The sequence below is a fragment of the Brevundimonas sp. genome (genome assembly GCF_035561115.1).
Classification (GTDB): domain Bacteria; phylum Pseudomonadota; class Alphaproteobacteria; order Caulobacterales; family Caulobacteraceae; genus Brevundimonas.
This window is the reverse complement of the sequence record NZ_DATMYH010000054.1, coordinates 1-22,575: the sequence shown is the minus strand read 5'-3', so window position 1 is coordinate 22,575 and position 22,575 is coordinate 1. Positions and strand designations below refer to the sequence as shown.

At 68.9% G+C, this 22,575-nt stretch carries 22 protein-coding genes; 13 read left to right on the top strand and 9 right to left on the bottom strand.

All coding sequences use genetic code 11. From position 1 onward, the window contains the following. Position 1: 1 nt before the first annotated feature. From plsY to topA, 3 genes are all read left to right on the top strand, one after another. Positions 2–655: a glycerol-3-phosphate 1-O-acyltransferase PlsY gene (plsY, locus tag VN378_RS06915; protein ID WP_325742252.1), complete on the top strand. Its 654-nt coding sequence runs from the start codon at positions 2–4 to the stop codon at positions 653–655. Next, the gene (gene dprA / locus VN378_RS06910) at positions 652–1,746 is read left to right on the top strand and encodes a DNA-processing protein DprA (protein WP_325742250.1); all 1,095 of its coding nucleotides are present in this window, start codon (positions 652–654) and stop codon (positions 1,744–1,746) included. The genes plsY and dprA overlap by 4 nt, the downstream gene beginning before the upstream one ends. A gap of 94 nt (positions 1,747–1,840) precedes the next feature. Then, positions 1,841–4,480: a type I DNA topoisomerase gene (gene topA / locus VN378_RS06905; RefSeq protein ID WP_325742248.1), complete on the top strand. Its 2,640-nt coding sequence runs from the start codon at positions 1,841–1,843 to the stop codon at positions 4,478–4,480. A 29-nt stretch (positions 4,481–4,509) separates the two neighbouring features. Here the strand turns inward: topA and VN378_RS06900 are convergent, their stop codons facing one another. The 3 genes from VN378_RS06900 to VN378_RS06890 all read right to left on the bottom strand — a co-directional run bounded on the left by VN378_RS06900 (position 4,510) and on the right by VN378_RS06890 (position 6,537). Beyond that, positions 4,510–4,932 carry a molecular chaperone DnaJ gene (locus tag VN378_RS06900; RefSeq protein WP_325742246.1) on the bottom strand — a complete coding sequence of 141 codons (423 nt, stop codon included), beginning with the start codon at positions 4,930–4,932 and terminating at the stop codon, positions 4,510–4,512. A gap of 4 nt (positions 4,933–4,936) precedes the next feature. Continuing rightward, positions 4,937–5,776, bottom strand: coding sequence for a division plane positioning ATPase MipZ (locus VN378_RS06895; RefSeq protein WP_325742244.1), 840 nt, complete (start codon positions 5,774–5,776; stop codon positions 4,937–4,939). A gap of 116 nt (positions 5,777–5,892) precedes the next feature. Then, entirely contained in the window at positions 5,893–6,537 is a 645-nt protein-coding gene (locus tag VN378_RS06890) for an SPOR domain-containing protein (protein WP_325742242.1), read from the bottom strand. Between the two features lie 102 nt (positions 6,538–6,639). Between VN378_RS06890 and panC the strand changes: the two genes are divergently transcribed. After that, positions 6,640–7,512: a pantoate--beta-alanine ligase gene (gene panC, locus VN378_RS06885; protein WP_325742240.1), complete on the top strand. Its 873-nt coding sequence runs from the start codon at positions 6,640–6,642 to the stop codon at positions 7,510–7,512. Here the strand turns inward: panC and VN378_RS06880 are convergent. The 6 genes from VN378_RS06880 to VN378_RS06855 all read right to left on the bottom strand — a co-directional run bounded on the left by VN378_RS06880 (position 7,509) and on the right by VN378_RS06855 (position 12,119). Then, positions 7,509–9,206 carry a hypothetical protein gene (locus VN378_RS06880; RefSeq protein ID WP_325742238.1) on the bottom strand — a complete coding sequence of 566 codons (1,698 nt, stop codon included), beginning with the start codon at positions 9,204–9,206 and terminating at the stop codon, positions 7,509–7,511. The genes panC and VN378_RS06880 overlap by 4 nt on opposite strands. A gap of 60 nt (positions 9,207–9,266) precedes the next feature. Further along, complete coding sequence (locus tag VN378_RS06875; protein WP_325742236.1) at positions 9,267–9,539, bottom strand: hypothetical protein; 273 nt, start codon at positions 9,537–9,539, stop codon at positions 9,267–9,269. After that, the gene (locus VN378_RS06870; protein ID WP_325742234.1) at positions 9,536–9,823 is read right to left on the bottom strand and encodes an I78 family peptidase inhibitor; all 288 of its coding nucleotides are present in this window, start codon (positions 9,821–9,823) and stop codon (positions 9,536–9,538) included. The genes VN378_RS06875 and VN378_RS06870 overlap by 4 nt, the downstream gene beginning before the upstream one ends. Before the next feature lie 24 nt (positions 9,824–9,847). Further along, positions 9,848–10,036: an I78 family peptidase inhibitor gene (locus tag VN378_RS06865; protein ID WP_325742232.1), complete on the bottom strand. Its 189-nt coding sequence runs from the start codon at positions 10,034–10,036 to the stop codon at positions 9,848–9,850. A 122-nt stretch (positions 10,037–10,158) separates the two neighbouring features. Further along, positions 10,159–10,620 (bottom strand): DNA polymerase III subunit chi, encoded by a 462-nt coding sequence (locus VN378_RS06860; RefSeq protein ID WP_325742230.1) that lies wholly within the window; start codon positions 10,618–10,620, stop codon positions 10,159–10,161. Positions 10,621–10,643: 23 nt separating this feature from the next. After that, a complete protein-coding gene (locus VN378_RS06855) occupies positions 10,644–12,119 on the bottom strand; it encodes a leucyl aminopeptidase (RefSeq protein ID WP_325742228.1) in 1,476 nt (491 codons plus the stop codon). A gap of 135 nt (positions 12,120–12,254) precedes the next feature. On the opposite strand from VN378_RS06855, the gene VN378_RS06850 reads away from it, so the two are divergent. From VN378_RS06850 to VN378_RS06810, 9 genes are all read left to right on the top strand, one after another. Then, positions 12,255–13,388, top strand: a complete 1,134-nt coding sequence (locus tag VN378_RS06850; protein ID WP_325742227.1) for an LptF/LptG family permease — start codon at positions 12,255–12,257, stop codon at positions 13,386–13,388. Further along, positions 13,385–14,512 carry an LPS export ABC transporter permease LptG gene (gene lptG, locus VN378_RS06845; RefSeq protein WP_325742225.1) on the top strand — a complete coding sequence of 376 codons (1,128 nt, stop codon included), beginning with the start codon at positions 13,385–13,387 and terminating at the stop codon, positions 14,510–14,512. The genes VN378_RS06850 and lptG overlap by 4 nt, the downstream gene beginning before the upstream one ends. A gap of 39 nt (positions 14,513–14,551) precedes the next feature. Then, positions 14,552–16,996: an LPS-assembly protein LptD gene (locus VN378_RS06840; RefSeq protein WP_325742223.1), complete on the top strand. Its 2,445-nt coding sequence runs from the start codon at positions 14,552–14,554 to the stop codon at positions 16,994–16,996. A gap of 96 nt (positions 16,997–17,092) precedes the next feature. Next, on the top strand, positions 17,093–18,433 hold the full coding sequence (locus VN378_RS06835) for a peptidylprolyl isomerase (RefSeq protein WP_325742221.1): 1,341 nt from the start codon (positions 17,093–17,095) through the stop codon (positions 18,431–18,433). Beyond that, on the top strand, positions 18,433–19,431 hold the full coding sequence (gene pdxA, locus VN378_RS06830; protein ID WP_325742219.1) for a 4-hydroxythreonine-4-phosphate dehydrogenase PdxA: 999 nt from the start codon (positions 18,433–18,435) through the stop codon (positions 19,429–19,431). The genes VN378_RS06835 and pdxA overlap by 1 nt, the downstream gene beginning before the upstream one ends. Before the next feature lie 205 nt (positions 19,432–19,636). Further along, positions 19,637–19,990, top strand: coding sequence for an endonuclease domain-containing protein (locus VN378_RS06825; RefSeq protein ID WP_325742217.1), 354 nt, complete (start codon positions 19,637–19,639; stop codon positions 19,988–19,990). A gap of 121 nt (positions 19,991–20,111) precedes the next feature. Beyond that, a complete protein-coding gene (gene rsmA, locus VN378_RS06820) occupies positions 20,112–20,930 on the top strand; it encodes a 16S rRNA (adenine(1518)-N(6)/adenine(1519)-N(6))-dimethyltransferase RsmA (protein ID WP_325742215.1) in 819 nt (272 codons plus the stop codon). A gap of 34 nt (positions 20,931–20,964) precedes the next feature. Further along, positions 20,965–21,837, top strand: coding sequence for a hypothetical protein (locus tag VN378_RS06815; protein WP_325742213.1), 873 nt, complete (start codon positions 20,965–20,967; stop codon positions 21,835–21,837). Between the two features lie 164 nt (positions 21,838–22,001). Continuing rightward, positions 22,002–22,379: a hypothetical protein gene (locus tag VN378_RS06810; RefSeq protein ID WP_325742211.1), complete on the top strand. Its 378-nt coding sequence runs from the start codon at positions 22,002–22,004 to the stop codon at positions 22,377–22,379. Positions 22,380–22,575: the final 196 nt, after the last annotated feature.

Sequence of the window (22,575 nt, the reverse complement as noted above, 5' to 3'; positions counted from 1 at the left end):
CTTGCAGGATCTGGTCGGACCCGCTCTCGGGACGCTCGCCCTCATGGCGGTCGGCGGCTACCTGCTGGGCTCCATTCCGTTCGGCGTGATCCTGACGCGCCTGATGACGGGCGAGGACGTGCGCAGCATCGGCTCGGGCAACATAGGCGCGACCAACGTCCTGAGGACCGGCCGCAAGGACCTGGCCTTCGCCACCCTGATCCTGGACGCCGGCAAGGGGGCGGCGGCGCTGCTGCTGGCCAGATACCTGCTGGGCGGCGTCAGCCACTCCGCGGAGGTCGCCGGCGCCATCGCGGGCGGCGCAGCCTTCCTCGGTCATCTGTTTCCCGTCTGGCTCGGATTCAGGGGCGGCAAGGGGGTGGCGACCTTCTTCGGCCTGTTGCTGGCCGCGTGCTGGCCGCTGGGCCTGCTGGCCGGCGCGACATGGCTGCTGGTCGCGGCCCTGTTCCGCATGTCGTCGCTGGCGGCGCTGATCGCCGCGGTCGCCGCCCCCGTCTACGCCGTCCTGCCGCTCACCGCCCTGGGCCTGCCCGCGCCGACGCCGGTCGCGGCCCTGTCGGTGTTCACCGCCGTGCTGATCTGGATTCGCCACCACGAGAACATCGCCCGCCTGCTGAAGGGGACGGAACCCCGCATCGGCGCCAAAAAGGGGTGAGCCCCGTCCCGCCCCTGTCGGAGGCGGAGAGATTCGCGCGGCTGAGGCTGGCGCGCACGGACCGGGTCGGGCCCGTCACCTTCCGTCAGCTGCTGGATCGGTACGGGACCGCGGAACGCGCCCTGGAGGCCCTGCCCGAACTGGTGCGGCGCGCCGGGGGCCGGGGCGAAGGCCTGCCGCCGGCAAGTCAGATCGAACAGGAATGCGCCGACGGCGACCGGATCGGGGCCCGCCTGATCGTGCTGGGCGATGCAGGCTACCCCGAACCGCTGGCGGCGACGGACCCGCCGCCGCCCGTGCTGTGGACCCTGGGCGACGCCGCCCTGATGGCCCGACCCTGCATCGCCGTGGTCGGCGCCCGGATCGCGTCCGCGGGCGGTCAAAGGATCGCGCGGGGACTGGCGCAGCAGCTGGGCGAGGCCGGGCATGTCGTCGTGTCGGGGCTGGCGCGCGGCATCGACGGGGCGGCGCACGCCGGCGCCCTTCCGACCGGCACTGTGGGCGTGCTGGGCGGCGGCGTAGACGACGTCTATCCGCCGGACAACGCCGACCTCTATCGCCAGATCGCCGAACAAGGCTGCATCGTTTCCGAAAGCCCGGTCGGGGCGCGGGCCCAGGCGAAGGACTTTCCGCGCCGCAACCGCATCATCTCGGGCCTGTCGCGCGGGGTGATCGTGGTGGAGGCCGAGCTGAGGTCGGGCTCGCTGATCACGGCGCGGCTGGCGGCGGAACAGGGCCGCGACGTCTTCGCCGTGCCGGGCTCGCCGCTGGACCCCCGCTCGCGCGGACCCAATGAGCTGCTGCGGCAGGGCGCGATCCTGTGCGAGGGGGTGGAGGATGTGGAGCGCGCCTTCTCGACCCTGCGCACCCTGCGCGAGCCGGCGCCCGACAATCCCTTCAGCGGCGCGCCTGACGAGGTCGACGCGGCGCTGATCGAACAGATCGCCGCCCTGCTGTCGCCGACGCCGACGCCGCGCGACGAACTGGCCCGGGCGACGGGCGCTCCGATCGGCGCGGTGGCGGCGGCGCTGCTCGAATTGAGTCTCGTCGGGAGAGCCTCGCTCCTGCCCGGCGGCCTTGCATCGCGGTGACTTCCCCGGCTGATTTCAAGCGCCGATTGACAGCGGCCCTCGCGCCAACCACGTTCCGCCCCCTTTCCGCGCCGTTCCAAGGCCCCCTCCCCGCATGAACCTCGTCGTCGTCGAGAGCCCCGCAAAGGCCAAGACCATCAACAAATATCTGGGCCCGGACTTCACCGTCCTGGCGTCCTACGGCCACGTGCGCGACCTGCCGTCCAAGGATGGCTCGGTGCTGCCTGACGACGACTTCGCCATGTCGTGGGAGATCGACGCCAAGGCTTCCAAGCGGTTGAGCGAGATCGCCGAGGTCGCCAAACGCTCCGACCGCGTCATCCTGGCCACCGACCCCGACCGCGAGGGAGAGGCCATCAGCTGGCACGTGCTGGAGATCCTGACCAAGAAGAAGGTGCTGAAGGACACGCACGTCGAGCGCGTCACCTTCAACGCCATCACCAGGAGCGCCGTGCTGGAGGCGATGGCCAATCCGCGCCAGATCGACATGGAGCTGGTCGAGGCCTATCTGGCCCGCCGCGCGCTGGACTATCTGGTGGGCTTCACCCTGTCGCCGGTGCTGTGGCGCAAGCTGCCGGGCGCGCGTTCGGCCGGACGGGTGCAGTCGGTCGCCCTGCGCATCGTCGTCGATCGCGAGATGGAGATCGAGAAGTTCAAGGCCCAGGAATACTGGTCCGTCGAGGCCGACATGGCCGCCGACAGCCCGCCCTTCACGACGCGTCTGGTCAAGCACGCCGGCAAGCGGGTGCAGCGGCTGGACATCACCTCGGAAGCCATGGCGACCGCGGCGCGCGACGCCATCAACGCCGGGACCTTCACCATCGCCTCGGTGGAGAAGAAGCCGGTCAGGCGCGCCCCGGCCCCGCCGTTCATGACCTCGACCCTGCAGCAGGAAGCCTCGCGCAAGCTGGGCTTCACGGCGCAACGCACCATGCAGGCGGCGCAGAAACTGTATGAAGGCGTCGACGATCAGGGCGGTCTGATCACCTATATGCGGACCGACGGCCTGTCGGTCAGCCCCGAGGGCATCGCCCAGGCGCGCGAGGTCATCGGCGACCGCTTCGGCCCGGCCTACGTTCCCGAGCAGCCGCGCTACTACAAGACCAAGGCCAAGAACGCCCAAGAGGCGCACGAGGCGATCCGGCCGACCAACATGACGCGTGCGCCGGAGACCCTGCGTCTCGAGGGCGACCTGCAGAAGCTGTACGAACTGATCTGGAAACGGACCATCGCCAGCCAGATGGAGTCCGCGCGTCTGGACCGCACCACGGTCGAGATCGAGGAGCCGACTGGCCAGACGGGCCTGCGCGCCACCGGCCAGGTCGTGGCCTTCGACGGCTTCATGGCCGTGTACGAAGAGGGCCGCGACGACAAGCCCAGGGACGGCGGAGACGACGAGGACGAAACCACCCGCCTGCCCGCGCTGAAGGAAGGCGCCGTCGCCAGGGTCGAGGCCGTCCGCACCGAGCAGCATTTCACCGAGCCGCCGCCCCGCTATTCGGAAGCGACCCTGGTCAAGAAACTGGAAGAACTGGGCATCGGCCGGCCCTCGACCTACGCCTCGATCCTGACCACGCTGCGCGACCGCGAATACGTTCGCATGGACAAGAACCGGTTCATCCCCGAGGACAACGGTCGGCTGGTCACGGCCTTCCTCGAGCAATTCTTCGGCCGCTGGGTCGAGTATGACTTCACCGCCGCGCTGGAGAACCAGCTGGACGAGGTGTCCGCCGGCGAGCTGGACTGGAAGGTGGTGCTGCGTCAATTCTGGCAGCAACTGAAGCCGGCGACCGAGGCGGTCACCGCCCGTCAGGGCGTGATCGACGAACTGGACACGGCGATCGGCCCCTTCCTGTTCCCCGACAAGGGCGACGGGACCGATCCGCGGCTGTGCCCCCTGTGCAAGAGCGGGCGGCTGCATCTGAAGGCGAGCTTCAAGATGCGCTCGTCCTTCATCGGCTGCTCCAACTATCCGGAATGCCGCTATACGCGCGGTTTCGGGGCGGCGAGCGAAGCCGAGGACGGCGGCGACCGGGACCTGGGCGTCGATCCGGTCACGGGCGCGCCCGTGGCGCTGAAGATCGGCCGCTTCGGGCCCTATGTGGAAACCACGCCGCCGGGCGAGGAGAAGCCGAAACGGTCGTCCCTGCCCAAGGGCTGGTCGGCGGCGACGCTGACGCTCGATCAGGCCTTGCGGCTGCTGGCCCTGCCGCGCGAGGTCGGGATCCACCCGGAGGACGGCAAGCCGATCACGGCGGGCCTCGGCCGCTACGGACCGTTCGTGCTGCACGCCGGGACCTACGCCAATGTCGCCGACATCGACGAGGTGTTCGAGATCGGTCTGAACCGCGCCGTGGTGCTGCTGGCCGAGAAGCGGGCCGGCAAGTTCGCGGGTCGCGGCGCGGCGGCCGCGCCGCTGAAGGACCTGGGCGCGCATCCGGAGACGGGCGAGCCGATCCACGTCATGGCGGGCCGCTTCGGACCCTATGTGAAGTCGGGCAAGATCAACGCCACCCTGCCCAAGGGGACGGCGCCGGAAGACCTGACGCTGGAGCAGGCCCTGCCGCTGCTGGCTGCGCGAGCGCTGGCGGCGCCGGCCAAGGGCAAGAAGGCGCCCGTGGCGAAGAAGGCGGCGGTGAAGAAGCCGGCGGCCGCGAAGGCGACAGCTGCGAAGAAAGCTCCAGCGAAGAAAGCGGCCGCCAAGAAGCCCGCTGTGGCAAAAGCAAAAGCCTGACCCCCCTCCCGCCGGGAGAGGGGTCGGATTTACCGCTTCAGCAGCCGGTCCCGCGCCGCATTGAGCCGCGACGCCAGACCTTCCGTGCCGCCCTGGTCCGGGTGGGCGCGGCCCATCAGGCGGCGCCAGGCTGTGTTGATTGTCTCGGGCGAGGCATCAACGGGGACGCCGAGGATCGACCGGGCTTCGGACTCGGACAGGGCCTCGCTCCGGCGGGACGCGACGGCCCGCTGGCGCGACGCCACGGTCAGCCACAGGCCGGCGCCGATCAGGCCGGCGGCCGGCAGCCAGGACCCGCGCACCGCCAGCAGGACCCCGCCGGCCAGCATCACGGCGCTGAACAGGGTCGCGGCGACGCGCCACTGACCCCGGCGGCGACCCTCGCTCTGACGACCCAGCCGGACCAGGGTCCAGACGGCGATGGCGGCCAGGACCAGCCATATCAGACTCAAGGCGTCATGCCGCCGCGTCGAGCGGGGCGTCCAGCGCGCCGCTGTCCAGTCCCAGCGACTGCATCAGATTGCGCATCTCCTGCCGGGCCGCGACATGGGCCAGCGACACCGCCACGGGCCGCACCTCGTTGGACAGGTCGGCCACGGTCAGGCCGAACGGGAACAGTTCGCGATAGATGACGCGGTCGCGCAGACCGGGCCCCATGCGGAAGCCGACGCGGCGGGCCAGCTTCTCCATCCGCTCTTCCAGCCGCTGGCGGTTGCGGGCGGCGGCCACGGCGAGGCGGTTGGTGACCACGATCCAGTCGATCTGGGCGTGCCGGCCCTGAGTGACGGCGCGCTGCTTGCGGGCCTCCCAGACGCTTTCAGAATAGATCGAGGGCTTGAGCAGATCGAGGGTGACCGGATCCACCGAGCCCAGCAGGTCGAAATCGACGAAGCTGTCGTTCATCGGGGTGACGATCTGGTCGGCGAGGCCGTGGGCCGTGCGCGACAGCAGGGTGTCGCCGCCGGGCGTGTCGATCAGGATGACGTCAGCAGCGGCCCTGGCCTCGGCGAAGGCGGCTTCGAACCGGGCCAGTTGTTCGGTTTCGTCAGCCCGGGCCAGGGCCTTGCCGTCACCCATGTCGGGTTCGATCGGCATCGGCAGGATCTGGGCGTTGCCCGCCATCCAGGCCGCGCGGTTGGCGAAGAATTTGGCCATCGACCGCTGGCGCAGGTCGAGATCGATGATGGCCACCCGCTTGCCGGCGTGCAGCAGGGCGGTGACGATATGGATGGCGAGCGTGGACTTGCCCGCCCCGCCCTTTTCGTTGCCGACGACGATGACCGCGGGGTCAGCCATGGAGGACTCGCACCTGTGTGGGACCGCCGACTCAGACGCGCGGCCAGAACGGGCAGAATCACGGCAGGCGGGCCGGACGTCAACGCAGGGGGACGGAACGGCTGTGGATGTGCGGCCTATGCGGCCCGGCGGCACCAGGGGTCGTCGATCCCGGCGGCTGCGCAGACGGCGCCGGCGCCCGCGGCGGGCGCGCGCACTTTCAGACGGGTGAGCTGACGGCCGCCGACCTCCACGGCCTCATAGACCGGCGACAGGCCGTCCAGGGCCCAGGCCGCCTGCCCGCTCCTGAGGCGGGCCCAGGCCGTGCGGGCCGAAGCCTCACTGGAATAGGCGCCCAGTTGCACCAGACCCCGCGCGCCGGCCGGAGCGGCGGCCGCGACAGTGGGGCGAGTCTGCATAGCGGGGCGCAGGCCGGCGCGGGAGGCCGCGTTGTCGATCCGGGTCGAGACCTGCTGCACCACGGCGTCGGCCATGGCGGGTGCGGCGGCGGCCACGAGGCGCGGCGCGGCGCGTTCGACCATGGCATTCATGTCGGCGTCGCGGGCGTCCCAGAGTGCGTGGGGGTCCAGAACCTCCACGCGGATGGCAGGGCGCAGGCCGGTACCGGTCGTGCTGCTATGGACTGCGGGCGTCGTTTGGACGCCGGGACCGCCGTCCAGCGGGATGGCGGCGACGGACTCGGCCAGGGATTCGAAGCGATGCGGATCGCTTTCGACCATGCCGCAGGCGGTCAGGCCCCCGGTTGCGAGGAGGACAAGCACTGGACGGATCAGGAGGCTCGGCGTCATAAGCCAACCCTCGCACGGCGGCCTTTGCCGCACGGTTCACAAGCACGCTTAAGGCGGAGGGTTAATCCGTTCATCATGACCGAGCCCGATCCCCTTCCCGTCGTGCGCACCGTCGCCGCGTTGCGCGAACAGGTGAGCGCGTGGAAACGCCAAGGGTTCACCATCGGCTTCGTCCCGACCATGGGCGCGTTGCACGAAGGCCACCTGACCCTTGTGCGCGAGGCGGATCGGCGAGCCGACCGGATCGTCGCCAGCGTGTTCGTCAATCCGACCCAGTTCGCCGCGCATGAGGACCTGGGGACGTATCCGCGGCGCGAGGCGCAAGACGCGGAACTACTGGCCGGCGCGGGCTGTCATCTGCTGTTCGCGCCCACGGTGGAGGAGATGTATCCGGAAGGGTTCGTCACCGCCGTCAGCGTGGGCGGTCCCTCCGCCGGGTTGGAAACCGACTTCCGCCCTCACTTTTTCGGGGGTGTCGCCGTGGTGGTGGCCAAGCTGCTGAACCAGGTCCAGGCCGACGTCGCTGTGTTCGGCGAGAAGGACTATCAGCAGTTGATGGTTGTCCGCCGGATGGTCCGGGACCTCGACATGCCGACCGAAATTGTCGGGTCGCCGACTGAGCGGGACGGCTACGGCCTGGCGCTGTCGTCACGCAACGCCTACCTCGGGGAACCCGAACTGGAGACCGCCCGTCGGCTGAACGGGGTGCTGGCCGAGGCTGGAGCACAGGCGACGGCGCGGCGGCCGCTCGCGGCGGTCGAACGGGACGCCCACGCCGCCCTGCTCAAGGCCGGATTCGAGCGGATCGACTATGTCGCCGTCCGAAGGGCCGACGACCTGGCCCCGTTCCGCGACGGCGTCGTGGACGCGCCGGCCCGCATTCTGGCGGCGGCCTGGCTGGGCCGAACCCGGCTGATCGACAACATGGCCGTCGCCGCGCCGTCCTAGGCCAGTTTCAGGTTCATGGCGCCGCCGATCCATTCGACGGTCGACTGGCGTCGCGCCTCGGCGGCCGCGTCCGGATCGCCCAACGCGGTCTCGGCCTCGGCGAGGACGAAATAGCTGTAGGGGTCGCCGGGCCAGTCCTCGAGCAGTTCGACGATCTTCGCCTTCGCGCCCGCCGCGTCGCCCTTGAGCAGCAGGGCGGCGGCCAGGCTGCGCCGGGTCGGGTACCAGAGGATCGGCGGATCGCCGCCTTCGGAGTCCTGGCCCTGGATTTCGGCGGCGCGGGTGAAGGCGGCGACGGCAGCGTCCGCATTGCCCTCGATCATGGCGGCGCGACCTTCGAGCACGCGCTGCGAGACCTCGGTGAAATCGCTGCGGAGCTTGCCTTGGGGGCCGGCGGCGAAGTCAGGGGCCGCGCGCAGGGCCGCGATGGCCTCGGCCTCGGCCCGGACCGCGGAGGCGTCCCCTGCCCGCGCCGCCGCCTCGCCCCGGGCGAAACGCCAGCTGACGCGCAGCATCGGATGGCTTTCCGCCGGCTCGATCAGGGCGGCGACCTGGCCGGGCGAGCCGAAGCGGCCGTAAATGGCGTAGGCGTTGTTGGCCATGGCCTGGCGCCAGACGTTGGTCGCCAGGATGTCCGGGTAGGTGGCCAGGAACCATTCGGCCAGCTTCAGCCCCTCCTCGCCGCCGCCGGCCATGAGGGCGCCGCCCATGCCGAAATGGATGTTGTGGCCGTGCAGGGGCATGCCGGGCACGCCGCCGGGCGGACGGGCCAGCCCGTCATAGCGCCGGTCCAGCGCCACGGCGTTGACGTTGGACATCATGGCGTCCCGGTACCGCCCGACCCGGTAGAAGGTGTGCGAGGGCATGTGCACCAGATGGCTGGCGCCGGGGGCCAGGGCCGCAAGCCGCTCGCCATAGGGAATGGCCTTGTGCGGATCGTCCGACCATTCCGTCAGGTGGATGTAGAGGTGGATGGCGCCGGGATCGTTCGGAGCCTGGGCCAGGGTCTGTTCGAGGATGGCCATGGCGCGGGTGATGCCGGGATCGGCGGCCTTGCCGTCGTCATCCCACCATCTGTCGGCCTTCAGCATCCAGGCGTCAGCGGTGATGGCGGCCACGGTGACGTCGGTCGGATTGTTGCGCGCGATCCGGTCCATCGCCTGGGCGAAGCGTCTGTCGCGCGAGGACTTCTGGCCCGAATAGCGCTGAACCAGGGCGTCGATCATCTGGCGCTGCATCGGCGTGGCGCGGCGGGCCATCCGGCGGGCCTCGCGGGCAGCCTTCAGCGCGGCGGCGAGGCTTTCGTCGTCATTGCCGCCGCCATTGAGATTGGGCCCCAGGGCCCAGGCCTCGCCCCAGGCGCACAGGCCGCAGGCGGGATCCAGCAGCCGCGCCTTGCGGAAGGCGCGCACGGATTCCTTGTGCTCGAACGCCCAGCGCAGGCGGACGCCGTGGTTGAACCACGCCTGGGCCTCGGGACTGGTCGTATCGATGGTGAAGCCGCCCGTGCCGAAGCCGTCGACCATGACCATGTCGGCGACCGGCGTGCCGCTGTTGGCCGAGCTGGCCTGGCCGCAAACCTGGGGTCGTTCGATCAGGTCGCGTACGGCGCTGTTCGCCGTGGCGTCAGCCACAGCCGCCGGTCCGATCAGCGCCGCCGTCAGCGCGACGCCCGCCATCCATATCGTACGCATAACCGTCCCCCTGCCCTCGACGTCACCCTGCCGGGAAAGCAGGCTGACGCCAAGGCTGGATCAGCCGCAGTCGACGCGCTCGATGATTCCCGTGGCCTGGTTGAAGCGAATGTTCAGCCGGTCGGGACGCAGGTCCTTGGTCGTCGGACAGGTCGTGCAGACGATGCGGACGTCGGCGCCGGCCTGGAAATCCACCGCCCCCACATGGGAGCCGATCAGCGACCGCGCCGCCTCGGCGTCGCAGCGCCGGGGACCGGGCGTCGCATCGGGCGTTTCGACAGGCGCGCACGCCGCCAGCGTCAGACCGGCGACGGCGGTGACTACGGCCCTCATCCGCATTTGACCTCGCGAATGATCCCCGTCCGTTCCTCATAGAAGATGTTCAGGCGCGAAGGGCTGTAATCCATCGTCACCGGACAGGTTGTGCAGGTGACGCGCCATGTCTCATTGGCGGGTTTGGGCGGCAGTTCGGAGCGGTTGCGGCCGACATAGCGCTGGTACTGGTCCGCCCGGCACTGGCCCGGACCATCCGAAGGCGGAATCGTATCGCCTTCTTCCACGGGCGCGCAGGCGGCGGTCAGCAGGCCGGCGGTGAGGCAAAGGATCAGGGTCTTCATCGGCGTCGTCTCCCTTTGATGGCGTCAGCCGCAGCGGACCTGTTCGACGATCTGCGTCTGCTCGTTGAAGAAGATGTTCAGGCGTTGGGGCGAGTAATCCTCCGTCACGGGGCAGGTCGTGCAGGTCACGCGCCGGTTCACCACATCGACGGGAACGGGAATCTGGGTCTTCGGTTTCCCGACCAGCCACTGAAGCTCGCCCGCGCGGCACATGTCGACGGTCGGATAGGTGGGCTGGGAACCGACCGGCGGGTTCAGCTGGGCCTCCTCGATGGCGCGCGGCGCCGAGGCGTCGGAGGCCGGCGTCGAACAGGCGGCCAGGGCCGTCAGGGCGATCAGGCCGCCTTTTCCCAGCGACCTTCGGGCGACTGTTTCCAGTAGGCCAGGTTCGCGCCCCGATCCTTCAGCGTCTTCCAGCGGACCCGCGCGCCCGACAGCGCCTCGTCGTTCCGTCCGTCGAAGATGATGAAGCATCGGTCGAAGCCTTTCGTGTCGCCCAGTTCAGCGCTGTCCACGATGAACAGCGCCTGAGCCGCGTTCGGGTTCTCGGTCGAGTCTGTCAGCAGGATGGGCTGACGCGCCGCCTCGGCCTCGGTCGCGCGGCCGTGGGCCAGGAAGCTGTCGTCGCGATACGTCCAGAGGCGTTCGTCGATATCGTCGAGCAGATGGGGGTCGGACGCGCGGACAAGAGCCTTCCAGCCCCGCTCGCGCGTCTTCTCCAGCAGGCCGGGCAGGACCTGGTCCAGCGTCGAGCGCTCGAGATGGTAGAACCAGATTTCCGGCCCGGCGTCAGACACCCGGTTCTACCTCTCGCAGCGGATCAGGACTCGTAGGAGTCGGCCACCATCCTGTCGAGGGTGCGCACGCCCCAGCCGACGGCGCCGTCCGGCACGGTCGGGTTCTTGCTGTCCTTGATCCAGGCGGTCGGTGCGATGTCGATGTGCGCCCATGGCACGCCGTTGGTGAAGCGTTGCAGGAACAGGGCGGCGGTGATCGAACCGCCGGCGCGGCCGTTGCCGGTGTTCTTGACGTCGGCGATCGGCGTGTCGATGTGGCGCTCGTAGGCGGCCGGGATCGGCATCCGCCAGGCGTTCTCGCCGACCTTGGGCCCGGCCGCCAGGAAGTTGTTGGCCAGCTCGTCCGAGTTGGAGAAGACGCCCGCGTACTCCAGCCCCAGCGCCACGATCATGGCGCCGGTCAGGGTGGCCAGGTCGAGCATGAATTTCGGCTTGAACCGCTCCTGGGTGTACCAGAGGCAGTCGGCCAGGACGAGACGGCCCTCGGCGTCGGTGTTCAGGATTTCGACGGACTGGCCGGACAGCGACATGACCACGTCTCCCGGACGCTGGGCCGCGCCATCGGGCATGTTCTCGACCAGGCCGATGACCCCGATGGCGTTGACCTTGGCCTTCCGGCCGGCGAGGGCATGCATGAGCCCGGTCACGGCGGCGGCGCCGCCCATGTCCCACTTCATGTCCTCCATGCCGTCGGCCGGCTTGATCGAAATGCCGCCGGTGTCGAAGCACACACCCTTGCCGACGAAGGCGATCGGCTGGTCGCCCTTCCTGCCGCCGTTCCATTTCATGATGGCGACCTGGCTCTCGCGCACGCTGCCCTGGCCGACGGCCAGCAGGGTGCGGAAGCCGAGCTTCTCCAGCTCCTTTTCGCCCAGAATCTCGACCTCGAGGCCCAATTTCTCAAGACCTTTGACCCGCTTTGCGAACTCTTCGGGGTACAGGACGTTGGCGGGCTCGCTGACCAGATCGCGTGAGAATTCGACGGCGGCGGCGACGGCGGCGAGCGATTCATAGGCCGAATTGGCCGCCTTGGGATCGGCGGAGGCCACCTTGATGGTCTCGATCGACGGGGTCTTTTCGGGCTTCAGCGTCGTACGGTATTTGAGGAAGCGGTAGGCGGCCAGACGGGCCGCGAAGGCGGCGCGCGCGGCCTGTGCGGCCGACAGGTGGGAGGCGTCGATCGTCAGCGATTCGGCGCCCGACAGCTTGACCGCGTGATAGGCGGCGCCGGCGGCGGCTTCCAGCGCGAGGTCGTCGAATTTGGCCGGGTCGCCCGCCCCGGTCAGCACCAGGGTTGCGGCGTCCACGCCTGCGGGGGCGGCGATGATCAGGGTGCTGTTGGAACCGCCGGTGAACCGGCTGGCGGTCATGGCGCGGGTCAGGGCGCCCGATGTCGCGGCGTCCAGGCGGCTGCCCGTCCCGACAAGGGCGCGTCCTTCGTTGACGAGGACGGCGAGAACCTCTGCGGCGCTCGCGGACGCGACGAATTCGATCTTCATTTACTGCTCCCGCCGGGAGGTACGCCCCGGCCATGGTGTCGATTGGGATAAGCGCGCGCGGTTTCACGGGCGCGGTCGGGTGTGTATTAGATGCTCTCCCTCGCCGCCGCCTGCAACGGGCGATTTCTCCTGAACATGACCCTGATCCAAGGCTATCTTTTCCGGCAGATCGCCCGTCCCGTCGTCGGCGCGTGCGCCGCGCTGACCGGAATCGGCATTCTCAGCCAGAGTCTGGATCAGCTCGAGGTCATCGTCGAACGCGGCCAGAGCGTCTGGGTCATGGTCAAGCTGACCCTGCTGGCCGTGCCGCAATTGCTGGCGGTGATCGTGCCGATCGGCATGTTCGTCGGCGCCCTGATCGCCCTGACCCGGCTGCAGCGCGAACAGGAACTGACGGCCGTCTTCGCCTCGGGAGTGACGCGCTGGTCGGCGATCCGGCCGGCGATTCGACTGGCGGCCATCGCGGCGCTTGCGACCCTGCTGATCACCACGGTGCTCATGCCGTGGGGCCAGCGTCAGGCCCGCGCCGAGGCCTTCGCCATCCGCACCGACCTGGCCGCCGTGCTGATCGAGGAAGGCCGCTTCGTCCAGGGCCCCAACGGCCTGACCGTCTATGTCCAGCAGATCGAGCAGAATGGCCTGCTCAAGAATCTGTTCGTCTACGTCGACGAGGGCGACAAGGTCACCACCTGGGATGCGGCGGAAGCGCGATTCGGCCGAATCGATGGAACGCCCTTCCTGACGCTGGTGAACGGATCGCGACAGAGTTATTCGTCGCGCGGCGTGCTGGAATACATCTCGTTCGGGCGCACGGTAGTGGACCTTTCGCCCTATGCCGATGTCACGGACCGAATTCGCTACAAGCCGTCGGACCTGTACCTGCCCCAGTTGTTCAATCCCTCGCCACAGGATCTCAGGAGCGTGGGATCGGCCGGAGAACTGATGGCGGAGGGCCATTCGCGCCTTTCGGCCCCGCTATACGCCCTGATGGCGATGGCGATGGCCCTGACCGCGATCATGGGCGGCCAGTTCAGCCGGACCGGCTACAGCCTGCGAATCGCCAAGGCCGCCGCAGCGTTCCTGATCGTTCGGGTGGCGGGCTACGGCATCGTGTCGGCCAGCGCCTGGAACGGCTGGCTGAACGTGTTCCAGTATCTGCTGCCGATCGTGGCGACGGCGATCTCCCTGAGACTGCTGTTCCGCGCGCTGAAGCCGCGGCGAAGCCGGGCATGGCCCGCGCTGGACCGGTTGAGGGCGAGATTCGCATGAGCCGGACGGTCCTGCCTGTCCCGCGACTGCGTCTGGGCCGCATCGAACGCTATGTCCTGGTCCAGCAGGCGCGGTCGCTGGCGATCGCCCTGGGCGTTATCGGCGCCCTGATCATGCTGATCGATTTCGTGGAGATCTCCCGGGGTGTGGGATCCGAAGTGGATCTGTCCGGCGCCCGCATCCTGGGTCTGATGCTGCTGAAGTCGCCGCAGGTGATCCTGCAACTGCTGCCCTTCGTCTTCCTGTTCGGAACGCTGGCGGCGTTCGTCGGACTGAACCGGCGCAGCGAACTGATCGCGATGCGGGCGGCCGGGGTGTCGGCGTGGCGGTTCGTCCTGCCGGCGGCGGGCGCGGCCTTCATGTTCGGCGTGATCACCGTCGCCGCCCTGGGACCGCTGGCGGCGTCGGCGGATGGGCTGTTCCAGCGCGAGCGATCACGGCTGTCAGGTTCGGCGTCCGCGGGCGTGACGGAACAGGCGGTATGGATCCGCGAGGGCGACGATACGCGCCAGATGGTCATCCGGGCGGCCCGGCAGGATCGCGCCAACGCCCGTCTGCTGGGCGTGAGCTTCTTCATCTACACCAACGACGGCGCCGGCATGCGCACCTTCTCGGAACGGATCGACGCCGCCTCCGCGACTCTGGCCGCGGGACGGTGGCGACTGGTCGACGCCGTTGGCGCCCAGATCGGCCAGCGGGCGGTGCAGTACGCCACCCTGGACCTGCCTTCCAGCCTCGCGGACGACGAGGCGTTCGAGCGGTTCGCCCGGCCCCAGTCCACGTCCTTCTGGTCCCTGCCGGCGCAGATCGCGCGGGTCGAGGACGCGGGCTTCTCCTCCACCGCCTACCGGCTGCGCCTGCAACAGTTGCTGGCCACGCCCCTGATGTTCGCGGCCATGTCGATCCTCGCCGCGGCGTTCTCGCTGAGGCTGATGCGGCTGGGCGATCTGGCCAGGATGAGCGTCGCCGCCGTGGTGCTGGGGTTCGGCTTCTTCTTCGTCAACCAGGCGGCGTCGGCCTTCGGTTCGGCCGAGGTTATCCCGCCCTGGCTGGCGGCCTGGCTGCCGCCGTTGCTGACGGCGCTCGCCGCCTTCACCTTGCTGTTCTATACCGAAGACGGCTAAGCGAACCCCCGTCCCGTCCGCCACCCAGAGTGACCTTGCATGCAGCGTGACCGCCGCGCGCCCGACACGGCAGCCTTGCGCCGCCGGCTCCTGGCCGGGGCGGCTGCCGTCGCCCTCGCCGCCTCGGGCTCCGCCGCGTTCGCGCAGACGCCGCCGCCGCCCGCCGCGACCCCTGCCCCGTCGCCCGTTATCGCGCCGGCCGGTCCAGACGGACTGACCCCTGACGGCGTGTATATCGAGGCCGACGCCGCGGCGCGGTCCGGCGATCTCATCTCCGCCAGCGGCGTGGGCGAAAGCCGGGTGTTGGCGCGGTTCCGGGGCGCGACGCTGAGGGCCGGCGATATCAGCTATGATCTGGCCTCGGGCGTCGCGACGGCCAACCGGCGGGTGGAGTTCACCGATCCGGGCGGAACGGTCATCTTCGCCAGCCATCTGGAGCTCGATTCAGACCTGAAGGCCGGTGTCGCCGTGGACTTCGCCACCCGTTTCACCAACGGCGCCAGCCTGATGGCCGCCACCGCCGTGCGCCGCAGCCAGAACGTCAACGAGCTGAACTACGCGATCTTTACGCCCTGCCCGATCTGCGACGCCGAGGGGAACTCGAAGGAACCCAGCATCTCCATCCAGGCGGAGAAGGTGGTCCAGAACGAGGAATTGCGGGCGATCCTGTACCGCAACGCACTGTTCCGCGTCGGCGGCGTGCCGGTCTTCTATCTGCCGGTCTTCGCCCATCCGGATCCGACGGTGGAGCGGGCGTCGGGCTTCCTGGTGCCAATCCCGAGCTACGACGAAGGCCGGGGCCTGAGTCTGGAAATCCCCTATCTGCACGTCGTCTCGCCCTCGGAAGACTGGCTGATCAGCCCCCAGTTCAACACCGACGTGGCGCCCCTGCTTAACCTGCAGTGGCGGCGCCGGTTCGGGAACGGAATGGTGGAGGCGCGCGCCGGCTATACCTATGAAGAGAATTTCGGGGATTTCGACGGTCCCGACCCGGACAACCTGCCCGACATCCCGATCGCCGCCGAGCACCGCAGCTATCTTCTGGCCTATGGCCGGTTCGATCCGGAAGGCCCGTGGCGCGGGGGGTTCACCGCTGAACGCACCTCGGACAAGACCCTGTTCGATCGCTATGATGTCCGCGACCCCTATCAGGACAACGGTCTCTACTATGGCGATCGCCGTCGCCTGATCAGCCAGGCCTATCTCGAGCGCCAGACCCTTCGGTCCTATGTTTCCATTGCCGCCTTCGACATGCAGAGTCTTCGCGTCGCGGTCCCCAATGTCGACGCGCCGGGCCTGAACATCTTCGAAAGCGACGACAGCCTGCCGTTCGTCGCCCCCTTGATCGAGGCCCGATGGGAGCCCGAGGGTCCCGTCCTGGGCGGACGGCTCCGGCTGCGGGCCACGGCTGTATCGTTGTATCGCGACGCCTATGTCGGCAGTCCGGTCCTGCGGCCCGAGATCGTCCCCGCCGGTTCGCTCCTCGGTCTGCCCGGCGTGGACAGTCGCCGCATCTCCGGCCAGGCCGAATGGCGCCGGGCCGTGACGTCCCGCGCCGGCATCCGGTGGGAGCCGTTCGTCGACCTGCGCGCCGACGCCTATTCTGTCGGCGATCTGCCTCCGGCCCTGGGGCTGGATGACGAAGCCATCACCCGCACCCGCGCCACCGCCGGCCTCGACGTCAGCTATCCCCTGATCCGCCGGATGGGAGACAGCGCCGACCTGATCCTTGAGCCGATGGCGCAGGTCTCCCTCTCCACCGATCCGGATCTCGACGCCCGGATTCCCAATGAGGACAGCCAGACGTTGGAGCTGGACGAGAGCTCGCTGTTCCGGATCGACCGGTTTCCGGGCTACGATCTGCTGGAAGGCGGTCTGCGTTTCACGGCGGGGGTGAGGACGACCCTGCGCTGGGATCAGGGCCGGCAAGCCAGCCTGTTCGTCGGCCGCAGCCTGCGGGACGCGGAAGAGGCGGCCTTCCGGGTCCCCGTGCCGGATGCGCCGAGCCAGCTTTACGATCCCTCGGGACTCGCATCGGATACCTCGGACTGGGTGGTCCAGGGCAGTTTCTCGCCCTCGGACCGGGTTCGGGGTTGGGGCCACGCGACCATCGATTCATCGGGCGAGATCCGCCGGGCCGAGACGGCCGTGGACGGCCGCTGGGGCCGCCGCAACCTGGCAACCGTCAGCTACATCATCGACCGGTCCAATCCGGTCGCGGGGCCGCTGAATCGCAACTATGAATTCGTCCAGCTGTCGGGCCAACAGTTCGTCTACGGCAACTGGGGCGTGGCCGCCGCCGGCATCGCCGATCTGGAGCGGGACGTAATCACCCGTTCCGAAATCGGACTGCTGTTCGATGACGATTGTTTCCGCTTCGAGCTGGGCTGGCGAAGCGACAACACCCGCGTCCGCCCGACGGGCCCCTCGGAGGGTGTTTATGTGCGCCTAAACCTCGCCACTTTCGGCGGTACAGGGTATTGACGCAGCGACGGGCGCTGGACGCCGCGCGGCACGGGGCGCGCGGAAAAATATCCGGATCGGATCCGGACCAACGCCGCTTGAGGAATACGGACTGACATGGGTTTGACGCGTTACATGACGGGCGTGGCGATGGCCGCCCTCCTGGCCGGTACGGCCGTGGCGCAGACCGCGCCGCCCGTGCAGGCTCCGGCCGCGGCGGGGTCCCTGAATCCGGCTGCGGAGGCGGCTCCGGCGGCGGCTCCGGTCGCGCCAGCGTTCCAGATGTCCGACGGCATACTCGCCACGGTCAACGACAGTGTCATCACGGGCTTCGATCTGCGCCAGCGCATGCTGCTGCTGATCGCCATGACCCAGGTCCAGCCGACGGCCGAGAATATCCCCGCCATCCAGCAGCAGGCGCTGAACCTGCTGATCGACGAGCGTCTGCAGGCCCAGGAACTGACCAAGTACGAAGACCTGGTGGTGACCGACGAAGAGGTCGACCAGGAACTGACCGCCATGGCCCAGGAAGTAGGAGCCACGCCGGCGACCTATCTCGAGTTCCTGGCCCAGGGCGGAATCCGCCCCTCGACCCTGCGTGAGCAGATCCGGACCCAGATCGGCTGGTCGCAGCTCGTCGGCGGCCGCTTCCAGAGTCGCGCCCGGGTCAGCAGGTCGTCGGTCGACGCCGCCCTGCGCCAGGCTGCCGAGGCGGCGTCGAAAAAGCAGTATCTGATTGGTGAAATCTATATCGAGGCCAGTCGCGTCGGCGGCCAGCAGGCGGCGGTGAACGGCGCCACCCAGCTGGTGCAGCAGATGGTCCAGGGCGCGCCTTTCCAGGCCGTCGCCCAGCAGTTCTCGGCCGCCCCCTCCGCCACCCGCGGAGGCGACGCCGGCTGGGTCGTCGAAGGCACCGTCCAGCCTGCCCTGCAACAGGCGCTGGACCAACTCGAGGTCGGCCAGCTGTCGCGGCCCATTCCGGTCGATGGGGGGGTCTATATCGTCTATATGCGGGACAAGCGGGACGGGGCGGCGGCGAGCCTGGTGCAGATCAGGCAGGTCATGATCGAACTGCCGGAAACCGCCACCGAGGCGGACGTCGCTGCGGCCACCGCGCGGCTGGAGGCCCTGCGGCCCCAGCTGACGTGCGAGACGATGCTGCAGCGCGCCACATCCGAACAGGGGCTGCTGGGCTCGGACCTCGGCGAGGCCGACGTGCAGAACCTGGCCCCCCAGTTCCAGCAGGTCGCCCGCTCGGCCGAGGTCGGCTCGATCAGCACCCCGGTCCGCACCCCGCTGGGCGTCCACCTGCTGGCCGTCTGCGGACGGCGGGCCGGCGGCGTCGAGGCGCCGGACGCGCGCGCCATCGAAAACCAGCTGTTCCGCCAGAACCTCGCCACCCTGGCCCGTCGCTACATGCGCGACCTGCGTGACGACGCCCTCATCGAAATGAAGTGATGACCGGCCCCGCGCCGCTGGCCCTGTCGATGGGCGAACCGGCGGGCGTGGGACCCGAGATCATCGCCGCCGCCTGGGCGGCGTTGAAGGCCGAAGGCCCGGTCTTCGTCGTCGTCGGCGACGCCGCCCTGCTGCGCGCCCAGGGCCGGCCGGTGCAGACCGTTCCGGCGGCGTCGGAGGCGGCGGCCGTGTTCGGCCGCGCCATCCCGGTTCTGGACGTCCCCCTGCCCGCCCCCGTCTCGCCCGGACGGCCCGAGGCCGCCAACGCCGGCGCCGTGGCCGACTGGATCGAGCAGGCCGTCAACCTGGCCCTCTCGGGCGAGGCCTCCGGCGTGGTCACCGCCCCCATCGCCAAGGCCCCGCTGTACGCCGCCGGTTTCCGCTTTCCGGGTCACACGGAGTTCATCGCCGAACTGACCGCCGACGCGCCGTTCGCCGGCACGCGCGGGCCGGTGATGATGCTGACGGCGAAGGATCTGCGCGCCTGTCTGGTCACCATCCATTCGCCGCTGGCCGAGGCGCCCGCACTGGTCACCGCCGAGCGCGTCTGCCGCACGGCGCGGGTGGTCCATGAGGCGCTGAAGCGCGATTTCGGCATCGCGGCGCCGCGTCTGGCGCTGGCGGCGCTGAACCCGCACGCGGGCGAAGGCGGCGCGATCGGGCTGGAGGAGATCGAGGTGCTGGCCCCTGCGGTCCGGACCCTGCGGGCCGAAGGGATCACGATCACCGACCCCCGGCCCGCCGACACCCTGTTCCACGACGAAGCGCGCGCGACCTATGACGCCGTCCTGTGCCTGTACCACGACCAGGCCCTGATCCCGGTCAAGACGCTGGACTTCTGGGGCGGGGTCAACACGACCCTGGGCCTGCCGGTGATCCGCACCTCGCCCGACCATGGCACCGGCTTCGACATCGCCGGCAAGGGCGTGGCCCGGGCCGACAGCCTGATCGCGGCGGTGCGGCTGGCGGGAGCGATGGCGGCGGCGCGGGCAGGCTAAGCATCCTTCTCCCCTTGGGGGAGAAGGTGGCCCGGAGGGCCGGATGAGGGGTTGGACAGCTGCAGTCGATCAGCCGCATCGCGTCAAACATCCCCTCACCCTCTCTCGAGGGAGAATGGCGCGAATTGCAACCCGGAGTTGGTAGCCCGTAGCCAGCGAGACACGCGCCCGCCATCTTCCGCCCTATGGAGAACCGGAGGGCGTCATGTCCCAGGCATCGCAACGGACGCGTCACGCGCGGCGTCTTCGGGCCGACATGACCGGAGCGGAGATGCGGCTCTGGGCCCTGTTGCGCGGGCGCCAGTTCGAGGGACTGAAGTTTCGCCGACAGACGCCCATCGCGGGCGCCATTCCCGATTTCGTATGTCCGGAACTTAAGCTGCTGATCGAACTCGACGGCGGGATTCACGATCTTAAGATCGTCGAGGACGCCGAGCGCGACCTTCGCCTCGCCGAGGCTGGCTTTACGGTGCTGCGTTTCAGCAACGCGGCGTTCCTGCGTAACCCGAACATCGTGCTGGAGGCGATCCGGGCGCATTCAGCCTCGCGCGCGGGATGATCCGGTCTGGTCGGCTGGCGGAAAAGGGTTGGCGCCGAGCCTGCGGCGGGCTTACCCCTCATCCGGCCCTTCGGGCCACCTTCTCCCCCAGGGGGAGAAGGACTGTTGATGCGGATCTGACGTGACCGACCTCCCCTCCCTCCGCGAATCCCTCGACGCCCACGGGCTGTCGGCGAAGAAGAGTTTCGGCCAGCATTTCCTGCTGGACCTGAACGTGACGCGCAAGATCGTGCGTCTGGCCGGGCCGTTCGAGGGCCGCACCGTGATCGAGGTCGGGCCCGGCCCCGGGGGCCTGACGCGGGCGCTGCTGGAGAGCGACGCGGGCAAGGTCGTGCTGGTCGAGAAGGATCCCCGCTTCCTGCCCCTGCTGGCCGAGCTGGACGACGGCTCGGGCCGGATGACGGTGGTCGAGGCCGACGCCCTGAAGGTGCGCGAGGCCGGGCTGGTCGGACCAACCCCGGCGCATGTGGTGTCCAACCTGCCCTACAATGTCGGCACGCCGCTGCTGATCAAATGGCTGACCGGGCCGTGGCTGCCACACGCCCTGACCCTGATGTTCCAGAAGGAGGTCGCCGAGCGCATCGTCGCGGCGCCGGGCGACGACGCCTATGGCCGGCTGGCGGTCATCAGCCAGGCGGTGTGCGAGGTGCGGCTGGTCATGCACCTGCCGGCCGCCGCCTTCACGCCACCGCCCAAGGTGGCGAGCGCAGTGGTGCATCTGGTTCCGCGCGCGGACCGGCCGGACGCGGAGACGTTGAAGCGGCTGGAACGGGTGACGGCGGCGGCCTTCGGCCAGAGGCGCAAGATGCTGCGGTCGAGCCTTAAGACGCTCGGCGGAGCGGCCCTGTGCGAGGCGGCCGGGATCGAGCCGGACGCCCGGGCCGAGGTGATCGATGGCGCGGGATTCCTGAGGTTGGCGAGGGCGCTGGGTCGAGTCTGACCGGCAGCGCGATGGGGCCAAAAGGAGGAAACGCATGCCATCCAAGGTGACAATGATCTGGCGCCGATGGCCTTGGCTACTGGCAGCTTATGCGGGCTTATTCCTGGCCCTCACAGCGCGACGGGACCTCTGCCTAGACAAGTCCATATGTTACGCCACAGCGGCGGATCGAATCGAGAGTGCGATCCTGTTCCTGTGGGTAAGGGACTGGGAGACGATCTTCGCGGGTGCGCTCGCGCTCGCTGCGGCCTTGATCGCCGCTGTCTTCATCCAGCGCCAGATTCGTCAGGTCGAAGACCGGCGGGAAAGACGCTACCTGGCGGTTCGCGCCACAATGCCGCTGACGCTCAGTCGGTTGTGCAACTACGCCGACGCTTGCGTCCAGCTTCTGCTCCCCTTTAGTCGGAAGAAAGCGAACGGAGGCCATTTCGAGGACGTGGCAGCTCCGGCATTTGAACTTCCGGCCGTTCCTGCAGACATAATCACCGACCTGCGCGACATGATCGAAGCGTGCTCACCCGAGCAGGCGTGCCCGCTTGTTGAGCTGCTAAAGGTGCTCCAAGTCCAGATGTCCCGTCTGCGAAGCCTCCATGCCGACCTCGCCGGGCCAAAGCGCAAGATTGTCGGCGACAGCTATTTCCTGATGGTAATGCTGGACTCCGCAGACCTTTACGCGCGTGCATCCAACCTGTTCGATTTCGCTCGTGCCGAAGATTGGACAACTGAAGGCCGCTTTGCGGAGCATCTATCGGCCAGTGAGATCCGCTCTGCGCTGTTCTCAATGTCCGTACGCGACGACAATGCTCCCGAGCTTTATCGGCACATCGATGCCACCTTCTCCAGGATGGAAGAGCCATCCGTTCACGCTCGTCCTACGGTCGCTGAACCCGACCAAGGTTCATTGTAGGAAAGTGGGGAGAAAGTGGGGATACATACTCTTTTTGCTTTCACTCGGCCGAACAGCCGGAAAAGTGGTGTGTTTACCCCGTTTGGCGCCGTCAGCTTTCGTCCCTCGCGACCGGCGGAGTTGGTCGTTAGGTTGTCGGGCGTGAACGGGATGGGAGGCATTGCATGTCGGAGGCGATCGCGCGGCGGACCCTGGGAGCCGTCGCCCTGTCATTGGCGGTTCTCGGATCGGCGGCGTTCCAGTCGGACCGCGCCCCCTCACGCCCCGTGCGCATCGTCAACGCCACCGGCCAGACGATCACCCATTTCTACGCCTCCACGCCGGGTTTCAATGCCTGGGAGGAGGATCTGCTGGGCGAGGATGTGATCCCGAACGGCGCTTCGATGCGCATCAATGTCGACAACGGGTCCGGCCGATGCCGTTATGATTTCCGCGCCCGGCTGGCCAACGGCGCGGAGCTGGATCGGCGGGGAGTCGAAGTGTGCAGGATCGCCGAATACCGCTTCACGGCGGACGGACCGGAGCCTCGCGCAGACCCGTGACCCTGCATGCAAAAAGGGCCGCCCCCGGGGAGCGGCCCTTCCATTGTCAGCCGGCGAACGGCTTCGTCAGGCGACAGACCCCGCCAGGGGGGAGGCCAGGCTCATCCGACGGGCCGCGCGCGGCGTGAGACAATGAGACATTCGACCACCTCCTTTCGTTGTTGAAACAGCGGGGCGGAGATGGGGAGCCCCGGGG

Bases quoted from the DNA above. Each gene is read 5' to 3' on its own strand.
- VN378_RS06840 (WP_325742223.1), top strand. From the start codon at position 14,552: ATGCAGCGTGACCGCCGCGCGCCCGACACGGCAGCCTTGCGCCGCCGG.
- VN378_RS06815 (WP_325742213.1), top strand. From the start codon at position 20,965: ATGCCATCCAAGGTGACAATGATCTGGCGCCGATGGCCTTGGCTACTG.
- topA (WP_325742248.1), top strand. From the start codon at position 1,841: ATGAACCTCGTCGTCGTCGAGAGCCCCGCAAAGGCCAAGACCATCAAC.
- panC (WP_325742240.1), top strand. From the start codon at position 6,640: ATGACCGAGCCCGATCCCCTTCCCGTCGTGCGCACCGTCGCCGCGTTG.
- VN378_RS06835 (WP_325742221.1), top strand. From the start codon at position 17,093: ATGGGTTTGACGCGTTACATGACGGGCGTGGCGATGGCCGCCCTCCTG.
- VN378_RS06865 (WP_325742232.1), bottom strand. From the start codon at position 10,036: ATGTGCCGCGCGGGCGAGCTTCAGTGGCTGGTCGGGAAACCGAAGACC.
- VN378_RS06875 (WP_325742236.1), bottom strand. From the start codon at position 9,539: ATGAGGGCCGTAGTCACCGCCGTCGCCGGTCTGACGCTGGCGGCGTGC.
- VN378_RS06850 (WP_325742227.1), top strand. From the start codon at position 12,255: ATGACCCTGATCCAAGGCTATCTTTTCCGGCAGATCGCCCGTCCCGTC.
- pdxA (WP_325742219.1), top strand. From the start codon at position 18,433: ATGACCGGCCCCGCGCCGCTGGCCCTGTCGATGGGCGAACCGGCGGGC.
- lptG (WP_325742225.1), top strand. From the start codon at position 13,385: ATGAGCCGGACGGTCCTGCCTGTCCCGCGACTGCGTCTGGGCCGCATC.
- VN378_RS06825 (WP_325742217.1), top strand. From the start codon at position 19,637: ATGTCCCAGGCATCGCAACGGACGCGTCACGCGCGGCGTCTTCGGGCC.
- VN378_RS06880 (WP_325742238.1), bottom strand. From the start codon at position 9,206: ATGCGTACGATATGGATGGCGGGCGTCGCGCTGACGGCGGCGCTGATC.
- VN378_RS06810 (WP_325742211.1), top strand. From the start codon at position 22,002: ATGTCGGAGGCGATCGCGCGGCGGACCCTGGGAGCCGTCGCCCTGTCA.
- VN378_RS06895 (WP_325742244.1), bottom strand. From the start codon at position 5,776: ATGGCTGACCCCGCGGTCATCGTCGTCGGCAACGAAAAGGGCGGGGCG.
- VN378_RS06870 (WP_325742234.1), bottom strand. From the start codon at position 9,823: ATGAAGACCCTGATCCTTTGCCTCACCGCCGGCCTGCTGACCGCCGCC.
- VN378_RS06855 (WP_325742228.1), bottom strand. From the start codon at position 12,119: ATGAAGATCGAATTCGTCGCGTCCGCGAGCGCCGCAGAGGTTCTCGCC.